Origin of the sequence: Gemmobacter sp. (assembly GCF_016792925.1) — a bacterium.
In the GTDB taxonomy this organism is placed as follows: domain Bacteria; phylum Pseudomonadota; class Alphaproteobacteria; order Rhodobacterales; family Rhodobacteraceae; genus Gemmobacter.
In genome coordinates this window covers 1-16,171 of record NZ_JAEULU010000083.1, presented here as the reverse complement: position 1 = coordinate 16,171, position 16,171 = coordinate 1, and the positions used below count along the sequence as shown (strand labels likewise).

Sequence of the window (16,171 nt, the reverse complement as noted above, 5' to 3'; positions counted from 1 at the left end):
GGTGCGAAGCGCCCGCCATTGGCGGGGCGGGCGCTGGCCGGTGGCTTTGGGCCAGCGGCCCGATGCGGGAACGGTGCCGCGTGACCTCGGCGATGGCCTCGGCCAATGGGGCCGGATCTGAAAACGCAGCGCGTTTTCCCGGCCCTGTGGGAAGGGTTCAGCAAGGCCATGTCAGCGCGAGACCGAGAGGCCCGTGCCTGCCCCGGCGGGTGCGAAGCGCCCGCCATTGGCGGGGCGGGCGCTGGCCGGTGGCTTTGGGCCACCGGCCCAAACTCGGGAACGGTTCCGCGTGACCGAGGCGATGGCCTCGGTCAATGGGGCCGGATCTGACAACGCAGCGCGTTTTCCCGACCCAGTGAAAGCGGTGGGGCTAGACCGCTTCAACCCGTGACCGAGAGGCCAGCGCCCGCCGGGGCAGGGCGGGCGCTGGCCGGTGGCTTTGGGCCACCGGCCCAAACGCGGAAACGGTTCCGAGTGACCTCGGCAATGGCCTCGGTCAATGGGAGCGGTGGGACCACCGGCCCGATGCGGCAACGGTGTCGCGTGACCTCGGCGATGGCCTCGGCCAATGTCAGGGGCGCGTCTCGGGCTACAACGCGCGCGCGAGGATCGCGGCCAGTTGCGCGTCGCTCAGCGTCACGGGGTTGGCCTTCATGGAGGAGGCCTGTCTGGCGGCGGTGAGGGCGGTGGCAAAGCCCCCTTCAGTCAGGCCAAGCGCGCCGAGCCGGGGGAGGGCTTGGGCGTCGATCCAGTTGCGCAGGGCCTCGATACCGTCGGAGGCCTCCAGCGCGGTTGCAAGCCAGCGCTCGACCTCGCCGAACCGGGCCAATGCGGGATGGCCTGCGGGCAGGGCGGCGCGGTTTTCGGCCAGCACCTCGGGCAGCAGGCGGCCACAGATCACACCATGGGGCGCGCCCAATTGCCCACCCAAGGGGCCAGCAAAGCCATGCACCGCCCCCAGCCCGGCATTGGCCAGCGCCAAGCCGCCGAACAGCGACACGCGGGCCATGGTATCGCGCGCGGCCCGATCCTCAACCCGATCCTCGGCCTGCATCAGCCGCATCAGGGCGGGCAAGGCGGCGGGGATGGCATCGCGGCACAGCGCATCGGTGAAGGGCGTGGCGCGGGTGCAAAGATAGGGCTCAATCACCTGCGTCAGCGCATCAAGGCCCGAGGCCAGCGTGACGGCGCGGGGGCAGTGATCGGTCAGCGCCGGATCGACGAGGGCGACCGCGGGCATCATCCGGTCATCGCGCAGGCTGACCTTCACGCGGTGCGACGGAATGGCGATGACGGCGTTCTTGGTGGCCTCGGCCCCGGTGCCGGCGGTGGTGGGCAGCGCAATCAGCGGCAGGGGTGGCGCATCAAGGGGGAGGGCCGCGCCCACCACCTCGAAATGGCGGATCAGATCGCCGCTGGCGGGCAGGAGGGCGGCGAGGGCCTTGGCCAGATCAATCGTGGCGCCACCGCCAAGGGCGAGGATCACATCGGGGGCAAAGGGGGCGAGGGCCTCGCGCGCGGCCATGAGGCCGGGCAGGTCCGGCTCGCCCGAGGAGGGCAGGGTGGTGACGGCAAGGCCATGGGCGCGCAGGTCAGTGAGCAGGGTGTCGCGCAGCTCGGGCGCCACCGAGGCCGAATGGATGAGCGCGGCGCGGGTGCCCAGACGCGCGGCCTCGGGCGCGGCGAGGCTCGCACAGCCGCGCGCGAGCGACAGCTTGCCGGGGGTCAGCAGGGGGGCGAACAGCATCAGCCGAAATCCAAGGTGGCGTGAATGGCGCGTTGCCAGCGGGCATAGCGGCGGTCACGCTCGGGGTCGGGCATTTGCGGGGTGAAGGTGCGCTCCACCGCCCAACGGCTTGCAAATTCGGCGGGCGAGGGGCAGAGGCCCGCGCGGTAGCCCGCCAGCCATGCCACGCCTTTGGCTGTGGTTTCAAGGACTTGCGGGCGATCCACCGGCGCGCCCAGCATATCGGACAGGAACTGCATCACCCAATCATTCGCTGTCATCCCGCCATCGACGCGCAAAGTGGGGCGGTGCGCGGCGGTGAGGCCCGACGCCGCCCAATCGGCCTGCATGGCCGACCAGAGGTCGCGGGTCTGGAAGGCCACGCTTTCCAGCGCGGCGCGGGCGATTTCGCGCGGGCCGGTGGCGCGGGTGAGGCCGAAAGTGGCGCCCCGGCAATCGGCGTTCCAATAGGGCGCGCCAAGGCCGGTGAAGGCGGGCACCAGCACCACCTCTTGCGCCGGGTCGGCGGCCTCGGCGAGGGCTTGGGTTTCAGAGGCGGAGCGGATGATCTCCAAGCCATCGCGCAGCCACTGCACCACGGCGCCCGCAATAAAGATTGCGCCTTCAAGGGCATAGGTGGGCTGGCCATCGAGCTGATAGGCGATGGTGGTGAGCATCCGGTGCTGCGAGCGCACGGGGGTGGTGCCGGTGTTCAGGAGTGCGAAACAGCCGGTGCCATAGGTGGATTTCATCATGCCGGGGGTGAAACAGGCCTGGCCCACGGTGGCCGCCTGTTGGTCGCCCGCCACCCCGCAAATCGGGATCGGCGCGCCGAACAGGTCTTCGCGGGTGGTGCCGAAATCGGCGGCGCAATCGCGTACCTCGGGCAGCATCTGCATCGGAATGCCGAGGCGGTCGCAGATGGTGCGCGACCAGCGCAGGGCGTGGATGTCATAAAGCATGGTGCGGGCGGCGTTGGTGGCGTCGGTCGCGTGAACCTTGCCCCCCGTCAGCTTCCAGATCAGGAAGCTGTCGACGGTGCCGAACAGGAGTTCCCCCGCCTCGGCGCGGGCGCGGGCGCCGGGCACGTTTTCCAGAATCCAGCGCAGCTTGGTGGCGGAGAAATAGGGGTCGCAGAGGAGGCCGGTCTTGGCGGTGATGACCTCCTCGAAGCCCTCGCTGCGCAGGCTGGCGCAGTAATCCGAGGTGCGGCGGTCTTGCCAGACGATTGCGTTATGCACCGGCTGGCCGGTGTCGCGATCCCAGACCAGGGTGGTTTCGCGCTGATTGGTGATGCCGATGGCGGCAATCTGGCCTGCGGTGGCGCCTGCGCGCTCCATGGCGGCGCGGGTGGTGGCGGCGACGGTGGACCACAGGTCTGCCGGGTCGTGTTCGACCCAGCCAGAGGCCGGAAAATGCTGGGGAAATTCTTCCTGCGCCGAGGCGACGGGGCGCAAATCGGTGTCAAACAGGATGGCACGCGAGGAGGTGGTGCCCTGATCTATGGCGAGAATATAGGTCATGTCGCGGCCCTCCCTCGGGGTGTTGATCGCATGAAGAAGGGGGCAAGGCCAAGCCCTGCCCCCCGGGGTCGTCAGAGGATTATTTCCACGAAGCGATCAGGTCTTCATAGGCGACGGTTTTCGGGTCTTCGTCCTCGTTCTCCAGCTTGGGCTTGGGCGCGCCGGGCTGGTCGAACCAGTATTGCGCGTCCTGCTCCTCGTTCATCTTCGGGCCGAGATCGCCCTGCACGCCGGCACGCTCCAGACGCTCCAGCACCTTTTCCTGTTCGGCGCAGAGGCTGTCCATGGCTTCTTGCGGGGTCTTGGCGCCCGAGGAGGCGTCACCGATGTTCTGCCACCACAGTTGGGCCAGCTTCGGGTAATCCGGCACGTTGGTGCCGGTGGGCGACCATGCCACGCGGGCGGGCGAGCGGTAGAATTCGACCAGACCGCCCAGTTTCGGCGCGCGTTCGGTGAAGGACGGGTGCTGGATGGTGGATTCGCGGATGAAGGTCAGGCCGACATGCGATTTCTTCACGTCCACGGTTTTGGAGGTGACGAATTGCGCATAGAGCCATGCGGCTTGGGCGCGGTCCACCGGGGTGGATTCCATCAGCGTCCAGGAACCGGCATCCTGATAGCCGACCTTCATGCCCTCTTCCCAATAGACGCCATGCGGCGAGGGGGCCATGCGCCATTTCGGCGTGCCATCCTCGTTCACGACCGGCAGGCCATCCTTGACCATATCGGCGGTGAAGGCGGTATACCAGAACATCTGCTGGGCGACTTCGCCCTGTGCGGGCACCGGGCCTGCCTCGGAGAACACCATGCCTGCGGCGGCGGGGGGCGCGTATTTGGTCAGCCAGTCGATATATTTGGTGATCGAATAGACGGCCGCCGGGCCATTGGTATCGCCGCCCCGGGTGACGCAGGAGCCGACGGGCTGCGAGTTCTCGTTGACGCGGATGCCCCATTCATCGACCGGCAAGCCGTTCGGCTCGCCCTTGTCGCCAGCCCCGGCCATCGAGAGCCAGGCATCGGTGAAGCGCCAGCCAAGCGAGGGGTCTTTCTTGCCATAATCCATATGGCCATAGACCTTGGCGGGCCCGCCCATATAGCTCATGTCGCGGCCGGTGAAGAATTCCGCGATGTCTTCATAGGCCGACCAGTTGACCGGCACGCCGAGGTCATAGCCGTATTTCGCCTTGAAATCGGCCTTGGTCTTTTCATCCGAGAACCAGTCCTGGCGGAACCAGTAGAGGTTGGCGAATTGCTGGTCGGGCAGCTGATACAGCTTGCCATCGGGGCCGGTGGTGAATTTGGCACCGATGAAATCCGCCAGATCGAGGTTCGGGTTGGTGACGGCCTTGCCATCGCCCGCCATCCAGTCGGTCAGGTTGCGGGCCTGCTTGTAGCGCCAATGGGTGCCGATCAGATCGGAATCGTTGATATAGGCGTCATAGATGTTCTCGCCCGACTGCATCTGGGTTTGCAGCTTTTCGACCACATCGCCCTCGCCGATCAGGTCATGGGTGACCTTGATGCCGGTGAGCGCGGTGAAGGCGGGCGCCAGCACCTTGGATTCGTATTCATGGGTCGCGATGGTTTCCGACACGACCTTGATTTCCATGCCCGCAAAGGGGGCGGCGGCGTCGACGAACCATTGCAGCTCGGCCTCTTGTTCGGCCCGGGGCAGGGCCGACAGATCGCCGATTTCGGCATCGAGGAAGGCCTTGCCCTCGTCGATCCCTGCAAAGGCCGGGCCAAAGGCAGACCCGGTGACCAGCAGCGCAAGCGCCATGGCCGTGGTGCGGTGCAGTTTCATGGTGGTTTCTCCTCCCAGAGAGTTATTGCGGGGTGCGCCTTGCGTCAGACCCAGCGGAACACCGCGAAGGCATAGGCAAGGCACAGGGCGAGTGCCCCCCAAAGGGGCGCACCCATGGTGGCCAGCCAGATCAGGTTGATGAAACCCGAACCCAGCAGGGTGATGAAAAGCCGATCACCTCGGGTCGTCTCGAAGCGCAGCACCCCCAGGCGCGGCGTTTCGGGATATTTGATCGCCAGCACGGTGAAGATCACCAGAAGGGCCGCGATGGTGCCGAAGAAGGCGGCGGTCGGAAGGGTCCAGGCCATCCATGCCATGAGCGGTCTCTCCTTACACGCGGCCCAGGGCAAAGCCCTTGGCGATGTAGTTGCGGACGAAATAGATCACCAGCGCGCCGGGGATGATGGTCAAGATCCCGGCGGCGGCCAGCACGCCCCAATCCATGCCCGAGGCAGAGACGGTGCGGGTCATGGTGGCGGCGATGGGTTTGGCGTTCACCGAGGTGAGGGTGCGGGAAAGCAGCAGCTCGACCCAGGAGAACATGAAGCAGAAGAAGGCGGCAACACCGACGCCCGAGGCGATCAGCGGCAGGAAGATCTTGCCGAAGAAGGCGGGGAAGGAATAGCCGTCGATATAGGCGGTCTCGTCGATTTCCTTGGGCACGCCGCGCATGAAACCTTCGAGAATCCACACCGCCAGCGGCACGTTGAACAGGCAATGCGCCAGGGCGACGGCGATATGGGTGTCAAACAGCCCGACCGAGGAATAGAGCTGGAAGAAGGGCAGGGCAAAGACGGCGGGCGGCGCCATGCGGTTGGTCAGCAGCCAGAAGAACAGGTGCTTGTCGCCCATGAAACGGTAGCGCGAGAAGGCATAGGCCGCAGGCAGCGCCACGGTGATCGAGATGACGGTGTTCATCACCACATAGATCAGCGAGTTGACATAGCCCATATACCAGCTCGGGTCGGTGAGGATCGTGCGGTAATTGGCGAAGGTCAGGGTCTCGGGCCAGAGGGTGAAGGTGCCGGTGATCTCGGTATTGGTCTTCAGGCTCATGTTCAAAAGCCAGTAGATCGGCACCATCAGGAAGATCAGATAGGCGGCCATCACGAAGGCACGTCCGGGGATGCGCATCATTTGCCCTCCGCTTTGTCGAGATTGGTCATGACGGTGTAGAACACCCATGAAATCAACAGGATCACGAGGAAATACATCAGCGAGAAGGCGGCAGCGGGGCCGAGGTCGAACTGACCGATCGCCATTTTCACCAGGTCGATCGACAGGAAGGTGGTGGCATTGCCGGGGCCGCCGCCGGTGACGACGAAGGGCTCGGTATAGATCATGAAACTGTCCATGAAGCGCAGCAGCACCGCGATGAGCAGCACGCCCTGCATCTTGGGCAGCTCGATATAGCGGAACACGGCCCAGCGGCTCGCCTGGTCGATCTTGGCGGCCTGATAATAGGCCTCGGGGATGGATTGCAGACCGGCATAGGCCAGCAGCGCCACCAGCGAGGTCCAGTGCCAGACATCCATCACGATCAGCGTGGCCCAGGCATCCAGCGCGTCGGAGGTATAGTTATAGTCGATGCCAAGCGCGGCGAGCGTATGGCCCAAGAGGCCGATGTCCACCCGGCCAAAGATCTGCCAGATGGTGCCGACCACGTTGAAGGGGATCAGCAAGGGCAGCGCCATGACCACCAGGCAGAACGAGGCCCAGAAGCCGCGTTTGGGCATGTTCAGCGCCACGAAAATGCCCAGCGGCACCTCGATGGCGAGGATGATGGCCGAGAACAGCGCCTGTTTGCCAAGCGCATCCCACATGCGGTCGGAATGCAGCATCTCGTCGAACCAGTCGAGTCCGGCCCAGAAGAATTCATTGTTGCCGAAGGTGTCTTGCACCGAATAGTTCACGACGGTCATCAGCGGCAGCACCGCCGAGAAGGCGACCAGCACCAGCACCGGCAGCACAAGGAACCAGGCCTTGTTGTTCTGGGTCTTGTCCATCAGGCCTCTCCCTGCACGCGCCAGTCATCGGCATAGACATTGATCTTTTCGGGGGCGAAGAGCAGCCGGTTGGCCTCGGCCTCCACCGGCACGCCCTCGGGCAGGGTGACGTTGACCTGCTGCCCCGCGACGGTGCCGCGCAGGATGCGGTGGCGGCCCACGTCCTCGATGCGGGTGAGGGTGAAGGGCAAGCCACCCTCGCGCGCCAGCACGCAAAACTCGGGGCGGATGCCGATCTGCACGCGGCCCTTGGGGGGCGCGTAGCTGGCGCCCAGGGGCAGCTCGACCCCCTGCACGGTGGCGCGGTTGCCCTGCACGGTCGCGTCAAAGAAATTCATCCCCGGCGAGCCGATGAAATAGCCGACAAAGGTATGGGCCGGGCGGTCGAACAGCTCCTCGGGCGTGCCCATCTGCACCACGCGGCCATCATACATCACCACCACCTTGTCGGCGAAGGTCAGCGCCTCGGTCTGGTCATGGGTGACGTAGATCATGGTATGGCCGAAGGCGCGGTGCAGGGCCTTCAACTGCGTGCGCAGCTCGAACTTCATATGCGGGTCGATGACGGTGAGCGGTTCATCGAACAGGATGGCGTTCACATCCTCGCGCACCATGCCGCGGCCCAGGCTGATCTTTTGCTTGGCATCTGCCGTCAGCCCCCGCGCCTTGCGTTTCAGGATGTCTTCCATCCCGATCATCTGGGCGATCTGCTGCACGCGGGTGGCGATATAGCCGGGGTCCATGCCGCGATTGCGCAGCGGGAAGGCGAGGTTGTCGCCCACGCTCATCGTGTCATAGACGACCGGAAACTGGAACACCTGGGCGATGTTACGCTCTGCCGTGGCGGCATCGGTCACGTCGCGGTCGCCAAACAGCACGCGGCCATGGCTGGGGCGCAACAGGCCGGAGATGATGTTCAGAAGCGTGGATTTCCCGCAGCCCGAAGACCCCAGCAGCGCATAGGCGCCGCCATCCTGCCAGACGTGATCCATTTCCTTCAGCGCGAAATCGGCATCAGCCGTGGCATTGGGCTTGTAGCTATGCGCGAGGTTTTTCAGCGTGATCTGTGCCATGATCCCCCCCCTCAGGCCGCGACGGCATAAGAGGCGGGGGCGGCAAGCTGCCCGTCCTCGGTGAAGATATAGGCGAAACGCGGGTCCAGCGCGCAGGTGACCGCGCTGCCTGCGGGCAGGCTATGCACGCCATGGATGAGGCCCACCCATTGCTCTGACCCGTGGGTCAGGTGCAGGAAGGTCTCGGCGCCGGTGATCTCGGTGCCGCGCAGGGTGCAGGGGAAGTGCAAAGCAGACCCGGAATGGCCCGCCAGTTCCAGATGGTTGGGGCGGAAGCCTGCGAGGTAGCGGCCATCGGGCAGGGCCGCCAGCGCGCCCTCGGCCGGGGCATGGACGCCCGCGCCAAAGGACAGGCGGTGGCCCTGTTTCGTCACCGTGGTGAAGTTCATCGGCGGGTCAGAGAAGACGCGCGCCGTGGTCATGTCGGCGGGGCGGCGATAGACCTCCGCCGTGGGGCCGAACTGGGTGACGCGGCCTTGCCACAGCGTGGCGGTATGGCCGCCCAGCAGAAGCGCTTCCTCGGGTTCGGTGGTGGCATAGACGAAGATCGCGCCCGAGGCCTCGAAAATCCGAGGGATTTCAACGCGCAATTCCTCGCGCAGCTTGTAATCGAGATTGGCAAGCGGCTCATCCAGCAGCACCAGCCCCGCACCTTTCACCAGCGCGCGGGCAAGCGCGCAGCGCTGTTGCTGGCCGCCCGAAAGCTCCAGCGGTTTGCGGGTCAGCATCGCATCCAGCTTCATCATGGCGGCGGTTTCGCGCACGCGGGCGTCGATCTCGGCGGCGGCCACGCCCTGAATGCGCAAGGGCGAGGCGATGTTGTCATAAACGCTCATCGCCGGGTAATTGATGAATTGCTGGTAAACCATCGCCACGCGGCGATCCTGCACGCGCATGCCGGTGACATCGCGACCCTCCCAGAACACCCGGCCCGTGGTCGGCTGATCGAGGCCCGCCATCACCCGCATCAGCGAGGTCTTGCCCGCCAGCGTCGGCCCGAGCAGCACATTCATCGTGCCTTTTTGCAGCGTCAGATCCGTGGGATGCAGATGAACGCTGCCCTCGACCGATCTGGAAACGCCCTTGAGTTCCAGTGTCATATATCCTCCCTCACCGTGCCTGCGCGCGGTCTTTTTCCACCCGCGCAGGGGCGGCAGATCTCAGGGGCGCTGCGCCATGTAAGCGTCGAGCGCCGCCATCTCCTCGGCGCTGAGGCGCAGCCCCAGCTTGGTCCGGCGCCATGCCACGTCCTCCGCGCAGCGGGCCCATTCCTTGTCCATCAGCCAATCCACCTCGGCCTGCATCAGCATGGGGCCGAAGCGGCGACCCAGATCTTCGACGCGCGCAGCATCGCGCAGAATCGCGCGCGACTCCATCCCGTAATGACGGAACAGGCGTTCTGCCCACGCGTTACCCAGAAAGGAATAGTCTTTGGCGAGGCGCGCGATTTCGGCCTTGGTGTCGCGCGGATCGAAACCCGCCCCCGCCAGCGGCACGCCAGCCGTCCATGCGCCTTTCAACCCGTTGAAAAACGGGGAAAGTTTGGTCAGTGCGCTTTCGGCCAGACGGCGATAGGTGGTGATCTTGCCGCCAAAGACATTCAGCAGTGGCGGGCCATCGGCATCGACAGCCAGCACATAATCGCGGGTCGCGGCGGTGGCGGAACTCGCGCCGTCATTATAAAGCGGGCGGACGCCGGAATAGGTCCAGACGATCTGGTGTTTTTCGATTGGTTGCGCGAAATAGTTCGATGCGAACATGCGCAGATAATCGGCCTCGGCCTCCGAGCATCGCGCGGCCTCGGGCGGGCCGTCATGGTCCTGATCGGTGGTGCCGATCAGGGTGAAGTCTTGCTCATAGGGGATGGCAAAGATGATGCGGCCATCCTCGCCCTGAAAGAAATAGCAGCGGTCGTGGTCATAGAGTTTCGGCACGACGATATGGCTGCCGCGCACGAGGCGGATGCCATGCTTGTGGCTGAGCCCGATCTGGCCATCCAGGATGCGGTCGACCCAGGGCCCGCCGGCATTGACCAGCGCGCGGGCGGCATGGGTGGTTTCCACCCCCTCTGCCCGGGTGGTGACCTGCCACAGATCGCCCTCGCGGCGGGCGCGGGTCACCTCGGTGCGGGTGAGGATGGTGGCGCCGCGCGCCTGCGCATCGCGGGCGTTCAGCACGACAAGCCGGGAATCCTGCACCCAGCAATCGGAATATTCAAAAGCCTTCTTGAACTTTGATTTCAAGGGCTTGCCGTAGATTTCGGCCTGAAGGTCCAGGCTGCTGGTGCCCGGCAGGATCTCGCGCCCGCCCAGGTGATCGTAAAGGAAAAGCCCCAGCCGGATCAGCCAGGAGGGGCGGCGCCCCTTCATCCAGGGCATGAAAAACGTGAGCAGGCGCGAGGTCGGCGTGGTGCTTTCAAAGCGCATGTCGGGGTAGACCGGCAGCACGAACCGCATGGGCCAGCTGATATGCGGCATGGCTTTCAGCAGGGTTTCCCGCTCTTCCAGCGCCTCGCGGACCAGACGGAATTCAAAGAATTCCAGATAGCGCAGCCCGCCATGAAACAGCTTGGTCGAGGCCGAGGAGGTGGCCTGCGCCAGATCGCCCTTTTCGGCCAGGGTGACCGAAAGCCCGCGCCCCGCCGCATCGCGCGCAATGCCGCATCCATTGATGCCGCCGCCGATGACGAACAGGTCGACAGGCTGGGTCTGGGTGGTGGTCACGGCAGCGTCTCCCCTCGCTCTGCGCCCACAAAGCGCGAGTCATGCGCGATTGTCAAACATATTGTTCGTTTGTTTTCGCTTTTTGCGTTTGCGAAAGGCGCAACCATGCAGATGCAGCATCCGCCCGGAAGCGGACAGGATGAGGCGCGGCGATGAGAGAGGGGGGGGAGGGGGTGGTAGGGCCGGAGGGACTCGAACCCCCAACCAAGGCGTTATGAGCGCCCGGCTCTAACCATTGAGCTACAGCCCCCCACGGCCAAGTGGTTAGGCAATCGCGGGGGCGCGGTCAAGCGCGGGGAGACAGGGCGCGGGCAGTCAGGGCGGCGCGGGGCGTTGCCTGTCGGGGGATTATCGTCTATGCGGGCGCTGAAAGCCCCTCCCAGCCGCTGCCCATGATCGGAGTGCCCCCATGACCACGCAAAACGGCCCGAAAACCGGCCTCACCTATGCCGATGCAGGCGTGGATATTGACGCGGGGAATGCGCTGGTGGAGCGCATCAAGCCGGCGGCGAAGCGCACCAATCGCAGCGGCACCATGTCGGGCCTTGGCGGTTTTGGCGCGCTGTTCGATCTGAAGGCGGCCGGGTATCAAGACCCGATCCTGGTGGGCGCGACGGATGGCGTGGGCACCAAGCTGCGCATCGCGATTGACACCGGCAATGTGGATACGATCGGCATCGACCTTGTGGCGATGTGCGTGAATGATCTGGTCTGCCAGGGCGCTGAACCGCTGTTCTTCCTCGACTATTTCGCCACCGGCAAGCTGGAGCTGGATCAGGCCACCCGCATCATCAACGGCATTGCCGAGGGTTGCGTGCAATCGGGCTGCGCACTGATCGGCGGCGAGACGGCGGAAATGCCGGGCATGTATCACAAGGGCGATTTCGACCTCGCGGGCTTTGCCGTGGGCGCGATGGAGCGCGGCAGCGATCTGCCGGCGGGTGTGGGCGAAGGCGATGTGCTGCTGGGGCTGGCCTCCAATGGCGTGCATTCCAACGGCTACAGCTTTGTGCGCAAGGTGGTGGAACTGTCGGGGCTGGCCTGGGATGCCGATTGCCCCTTTGCGGAAGGCAGCCTGGGCGCGGCACTGCTGGCGCCGACCCGGCTTTATGTGAAACAGGCCCTCGCGGCGGTGCGGGCGGGGGGCGTGCATGCGCTGGCCCATATCACCGGCGGCGGCCTCACCGAGAACCCGCCGCGCGTGATCCCCGAAGGCCTGGCCTGCGAGATCGACCTTTCCGCGTGGCAATTGCCGCCGGTGTTCCGCTGGCTGGCGGAAACGGCGGGGATGACCGAGCCGGAACTGCTGAAAACCTTCAACTGCGGCATCGGCATGATGGTGGTGGCGGCGGCAGACCGCGCCGATGCCATCGAGGCGCTGCTGCGCGCCGAGGGTGAAACCGTGTGCCGTCTGGGCCGCGTGGTCAAGGGCGAGGGCGTGATCTACAAGGGCGCGCTGCTGTGAAACGCATCGCCATCCTGATTTCCGGGGGTGGCTCCAACATGGTCGCTTTGGTCCGCTCGATGACCGGCGACCATCCGGGCCGCCCGGTGCTGGTGGCCAGCAATGACCCGGCGGCGGGCGGGTTGCGCAAGGCGCAGGCGGCGGGGATTGCGACGGCGGCGGTGGATCACCGCGCCTTCGGCAAGGACCGCGCGGGGTTCGAGGCCGAGCTGCTGCGCCATATCGAGGCGGTCGAGCCGGACATCCTGTGCCTTGCGGGCTTCATGCGGGTGCTGACCCCGGCCTTTGTGGCGCGGTTTGAAGGGCGGATGCTGAACATCCACCCCTCGCTTTTGCCGAAATATCCCGGTCTGCACACCCATCAGCGCGCGATTGAGGCGGGCGATGCCGAGGCGGGCTGCACGGTGCATGAGGTGACGGCGGTGCTGGATGACGGCCCGATCCTCGGTCAGGCGCGGGTGCCGGTGCTGGCGGGCGACAGCGCCGATGATCTTGCAGGGCGGGTGCTGGTGCAGGAGCATCGGCTCTATCCGGCGGTGCTGCGGCGTTACGCGGCGGGCGACCGGACGCCGCTGTTTCTGTGATCGAGCCGGGCAGGGGGCGCTCGCGCCCCCCACGGCCCAATCGGGCCTCCCCCCTGAGGATATTTTTGAACAGAAAATGAAACAGGCCCGCTCAGGTGAGGGCAGACAGCCCCCATTGCGACGGTTCAGGCCGCGGGGCGGCTGGGGCGGGTGGCGATCCATGTGCCCATGACGGCCAGCACAAGTCCTTGCACCAGCAGCACTTCCCATCGCAGGCCCAGCCAGAGGCTGAGGGCGAAGGCACCCGCCATGGCGGCGAGGGAGGCGCGTTTGGCGACCGGGGGGATGGCGCGGTGCTGGCGCCAGTCGCGGATGGCGGGGCCAAAGAGGCGGTGATTCCACAGCCAGTCATGCAGGCGCGGCGAGGAGCGCGCGAAGCAGGCGGCGGCGAGGATCATGAAGGGCGTGGTGGGCAGTAGGGGCAGCGCCACGCCCACGAGGCCGAGGGCGACCGAGATGACCCCGGCGGCCAGCCAGAGCGGGCGCATCAGCGGCTCGCCCCGGCATCGAAGGCGGCGCGGGAGGCCTCGACCGTGGCGATGTTCTCCTTGGTCCAGCGATAGAGCGCGCGGAAGGGCGGCAGCAGGGTTTGGCCGAGGTCTGACATGGCATATTCCACCGCCACGGGCGAAGTGGGCAGCACGCGGCGGGTGATCAGCCCGTTGCGTTCCAGCCGCCGCAGGGTCTGGGTCAGCGATTTCTGCGACACGCCCTCCAGGCTGCGCTTGATGCTGTTGAAGCGTTGCGGGGCGCCGTCCAGCACGGTCAGCACCATCATCGACCATTTGTCGGCGATCTGGTCGAACAGCTCGCGCGAGGGGCAGGTGGCGGCGAAATGGCCCGGTTGGCAGATGAAGGTCGGGTGCTGGTTCATGGCGTTATCTGGGGACTATCCGGGGGGTTACCTTGGGGTGACCTGGTGAGTTTTCGGTGCCTGATTGACACCAGGTTTCCCGATTATACCTATAGGGCCAGGTTTTGAACAGGAGTTTCAGATGACCGCAACGGATGTGTTGTTCCGCCCCTTCACGGTCAAGGGGGTGACGCTGGCCAATCGGATCGTCATGGCGCCGATGACGCGGGGCATGGCGGAGGGGGGCGTGCCGGGCGCGGCGCAGGCCGAATACTACCGTCGCCGCGCGGCGGGGGGCGTGGGCCTCATTCTGTCCGAGGGGACGGTGATCGACCGCCCGGCCTCGCGCAATCTGCCGGGCATCCCGTTCTTCCATGGCGAGGCCGCGCTGGCGGGCTGGAAGGACGTGATTGACGCGGTGCATGGCGCGGGTGGCAAGATGGGGCCGCAGATCTGGCATACCGGCGCGACGCGCGCGGGCGAGTGGCAGCCGGAGGCGCCGGTGGAAAGCCCCTCGGGTCTCAATGCCCCCGGCGAGGCGCGCGGCGTGGCGATGAGCGAGGAAGACATTGCCGACACCATCGCCGCTTTTGCCAAATCGGCCAAGGCGGCCAAGGACCTGGGCTTTGACGTGGCCGAGCTGCATGGCGCGCATGGCTATCTGATTGACCAGTTCTTCTGGGCGGGCACCAATCAGCGCGACGACCGTTGGGGCGGGGCGAGCATCGCAGATCGCGCGCGGTTCGCCGCCGAGGTGGTGCGGGCGACGCGCGCCGCGATCGGGCCGGATTTCCCGCTGATCCTGCGGGTCAGCCAGTGGAAACAGCAGGATTACAAGGCGCGGCTGGCCAGCACGCCGGCCGAGCTGGGGGCCTGGCTGATCCCGCTGGTCGAGGCGGGGGCGGATGTCATCCATGCCTCGCAGCGCCGGTTCTGGGAGCCGGAATTCCCCGAGCTGGACGGGGCCGAGGGCTTGAATTTCGCCGGTTGGGTGAAGCGGGTGACCGGGGCCGCGACGATCTCGGTCGGGTCGGTCGGGCTGTCGGACGAGTTCTTTGGCGCCTTTGCCGGTCAGGGGTCCGCAGCCTCGCCGCTGGATCAGCTGGTGGCGCGGATGGAGCGCGAGGAGTTTGACCTGATCGCCGTGGGCCGGGCGCTGATCTCGGACCCGGCCTGGGTGAACAAGGTGCGCGCGGGCGAGCGCCTGACGGGCTTTGACGCCAAGGATCTGGCGGTGCTGGCTTAAGGGCTAAAGGCGCGGCGGCGTTACAGGATCACGTCGTCGCGCCCCAGCAGGCCTGCATCGGCAAGGCTCAGCGTCACGCTGCCGGTGCCGCCAAGCGCGCCCAGATCAAGGCGCAGGCGGGGGCCGGTATCGGTCAGTGCCGCCTGCACCTCGGCCCATGTGGCCGTAAAGGCGCGCAGGTCGAGCCGGTCAACCCCATCGGTGAAATCGGTGATACGGTCATGGCCGTTTTTCAGCGACAGAACAAAGGTATCGGCGCCGGAGCCGCCCGAAAGCGTATCGGCGCCGCGCCCGCCAATCAGGGTATCTTGCCCGGCATGGCCCCAGATCCGGTCGGCTTTGTTCGCGCCAATCAGCCGGTCGGCCCCCGCGCCGCCGCCGATGACATGCGCCACATCTGCCGCGCCGCGCAGCCGGTCGGCACCAGAGGTGCCCAGCAGCGGCGTGGCGGCGAAATCGGCATAGGCCTCGGACGGCGAGAGATAGGGCAGGAACCCGGTGCTGATGGCTTGTGCCAGCAGGCGGCCCTGCGCGGCGAAGCTCAGGTGGCTTTCCAAGGGCAGGATCGCCACATCGGGAAAGGCGGCGGCGGCATCTGTCAGCACCGAGCCTTGGCCGAACTGGTTCTCGATCAGCATGCCATCCAGCGCGGCGCGATAGGCCGCGATCAGCGCGGCGTCGCCAGTGCTGTCGCCCAGAATATAGACGCCGGAATTGACCACCAGCAGGGCCTCGGGGTTTTCCGCGCGGATCGCCTCGGCGACGGCGATCACCAGCCGCATCATGGCATCGGCCATGGCGGGGTTCCAGGTGCCACTGGCCTGCGCGGCCTCGTAATAGCGGCCGACATCATCGAGAAACACACCGTCATAGCCCGCCTGCACCTGCGCCACCGCCTGCGCGATGACCAGTTCCTGCCAATCGGGATCGGTGTAATCGACCAATATGGCCTCGGGCTGGGGTGGGCCGCTGGTTTCGGGGGCGAAATCCACCAGCCCCAGATTGTTGCGCAGCCATGCGGGGGCGCGGCGGCTGATGGTGCCCACATCGGGCTCGCCCGCCGCCGGATCGGGGGTGACCCAGCCGGGGTTCCACCAATCGCGCCCGTGATCGGTGACCGAGCTGTTCACATAGGCGATGACGCGCTGCCCGCCCGCTTGCAGGGCGG

15 protein-coding genes and 1 tRNA gene are annotated in these 16,171 nt (G+C 66.2%); 3 read left to right on the top strand and 13 right to left on the bottom strand.

Annotated elements, in window-relative coordinates; all coding sequences use genetic code 11:
- Window positions 1-589 precede the first annotated feature (589 nt).
- From JNN06_RS04375 to JNN06_RS04330, 10 genes are all read right to left on the bottom strand, one after another.
- Window positions 590-1,747 carry an iron-containing alcohol dehydrogenase gene (locus tag JNN06_RS04375; RefSeq protein WP_291238372.1) on the bottom strand — a complete coding sequence of 386 codons (1,158 nt, stop codon included), beginning with the start codon at window positions 1,745-1,747 and terminating at the stop codon, window positions 590-592.
- Window positions 1,747-3,249 carry a glycerol kinase GlpK gene (gene glpK, locus JNN06_RS04370; protein WP_291238371.1) on the bottom strand — a complete coding sequence of 501 codons (1,503 nt, stop codon included), beginning with the start codon at window positions 3,247-3,249 and terminating at the stop codon, window positions 1,747-1,749. Before glpK ends, JNN06_RS04375 begins: the two co-directional genes overlap by 1 nt.
- A gap of 79 nt (window positions 3,250-3,328) precedes the next feature.
- Window positions 3,329-5,029 carry an ABC transporter substrate-binding protein gene (locus JNN06_RS04365; RefSeq protein WP_291238373.1) on the bottom strand — a complete coding sequence of 567 codons (1,701 nt, stop codon included), beginning with the start codon at window positions 5,027-5,029 and terminating at the stop codon, window positions 3,329-3,331.
- Between the two features lie 68 nt (window positions 5,030-5,097).
- Window positions 5,098-5,370, bottom strand: coding sequence for a DUF2160 domain-containing protein (locus JNN06_RS04360; protein ID WP_291238370.1), 273 nt, complete (start codon window positions 5,368-5,370; stop codon window positions 5,098-5,100).
- 13 nt (window positions 5,371-5,383) lie between these two features.
- Window positions 5,384-6,187, bottom strand: coding sequence for a carbohydrate ABC transporter permease (locus JNN06_RS04355; protein ID WP_291238369.1), 804 nt, complete (start codon window positions 6,185-6,187; stop codon window positions 5,384-5,386).
- The gene (locus tag JNN06_RS04350; protein ID WP_291238368.1) at window positions 6,187-7,059 is read right to left on the bottom strand and encodes a sugar ABC transporter permease; all 873 of its coding nucleotides are present in this window, start codon (window positions 7,057-7,059) and stop codon (window positions 6,187-6,189) included. The genes JNN06_RS04355 and JNN06_RS04350 overlap by 1 nt, the downstream gene beginning before the upstream one ends.
- Window positions 7,059-8,132: an ABC transporter ATP-binding protein gene (locus tag JNN06_RS04345; protein ID WP_291238367.1), complete on the bottom strand. Its 1,074-nt coding sequence runs from the start codon at window positions 8,130-8,132 to the stop codon at window positions 7,059-7,061. The genes JNN06_RS04350 and JNN06_RS04345 overlap by 1 nt, the downstream gene beginning before the upstream one ends.
- A gap of 11 nt (window positions 8,133-8,143) precedes the next feature.
- Window positions 8,144-9,232 carry an ABC transporter ATP-binding protein gene (locus tag JNN06_RS04340; protein WP_291238366.1) on the bottom strand — a complete coding sequence of 363 codons (1,089 nt, stop codon included), beginning with the start codon at window positions 9,230-9,232 and terminating at the stop codon, window positions 8,144-8,146.
- Window positions 9,233-9,292: 60 nt separating this feature from the next.
- Entirely contained in the window at window positions 9,293-10,855 is a 1,563-nt protein-coding gene (gene glpD / locus JNN06_RS04335) for a glycerol-3-phosphate dehydrogenase (RefSeq protein ID WP_291238365.1), read from the bottom strand.
- Window positions 10,856-11,029: 174 nt separating this feature from the next.
- Window positions 11,030-11,105: transfer RNA gene (locus JNN06_RS04330), tRNA-Ile, on the bottom strand.
- Window positions 11,106-11,264: 159 nt separating this feature from the next.
- On the opposite strand from JNN06_RS04330, the gene purM reads away from it, so the two are divergent.
- Both purM and purN read left to right on the top strand, forming a co-directional pair.
- Window positions 11,265-12,320, top strand: coding sequence for a phosphoribosylformylglycinamidine cyclo-ligase (gene purM / locus JNN06_RS04325; protein WP_291238364.1), 1,056 nt, complete (start codon window positions 11,265-11,267; stop codon window positions 12,318-12,320).
- A complete protein-coding gene (gene purN, locus JNN06_RS04320; RefSeq protein WP_291238363.1) occupies window positions 12,317-12,904 on the top strand; it encodes a phosphoribosylglycinamide formyltransferase in 588 nt (195 codons plus the stop codon). The genes purM and purN overlap by 4 nt, the downstream gene beginning before the upstream one ends.
- Before the next feature lie 125 nt (window positions 12,905-13,029).
- Here purN and JNN06_RS04315 read toward each other — a convergent pair whose 3' ends face one another.
- Window positions 13,030-13,392: a YbaN family protein gene (locus tag JNN06_RS04315; protein ID WP_291238362.1), complete on the bottom strand. Its 363-nt coding sequence runs from the start codon at window positions 13,390-13,392 to the stop codon at window positions 13,030-13,032.
- Complete coding sequence (locus JNN06_RS04310; protein ID WP_291238361.1) at window positions 13,392-13,778, bottom strand: helix-turn-helix domain-containing protein; 387 nt, start codon at window positions 13,776-13,778, stop codon at window positions 13,392-13,394. Before JNN06_RS04310 ends, JNN06_RS04315 begins: the two co-directional genes overlap by 1 nt.
- 121 nt (window positions 13,779-13,899) lie before the next feature.
- Here JNN06_RS04310 and JNN06_RS04305 point away from each other — a divergent pair, with 121 nt between their 5' ends.
- A complete protein-coding gene (locus tag JNN06_RS04305; protein WP_291238360.1) occupies window positions 13,900-15,003 on the top strand; it encodes an NADH:flavin oxidoreductase in 1,104 nt (367 codons plus the stop codon).
- A gap of 20 nt (window positions 15,004-15,023) precedes the next feature.
- Here the strand turns inward: JNN06_RS04305 and JNN06_RS04300 are convergent.
- Window positions 15,024-16,171: M10 family metallopeptidase C-terminal domain-containing protein (locus JNN06_RS04300; RefSeq protein WP_366812432.1), on the bottom strand; the 1,148-nt coding region annotated here is incomplete at its 5' end.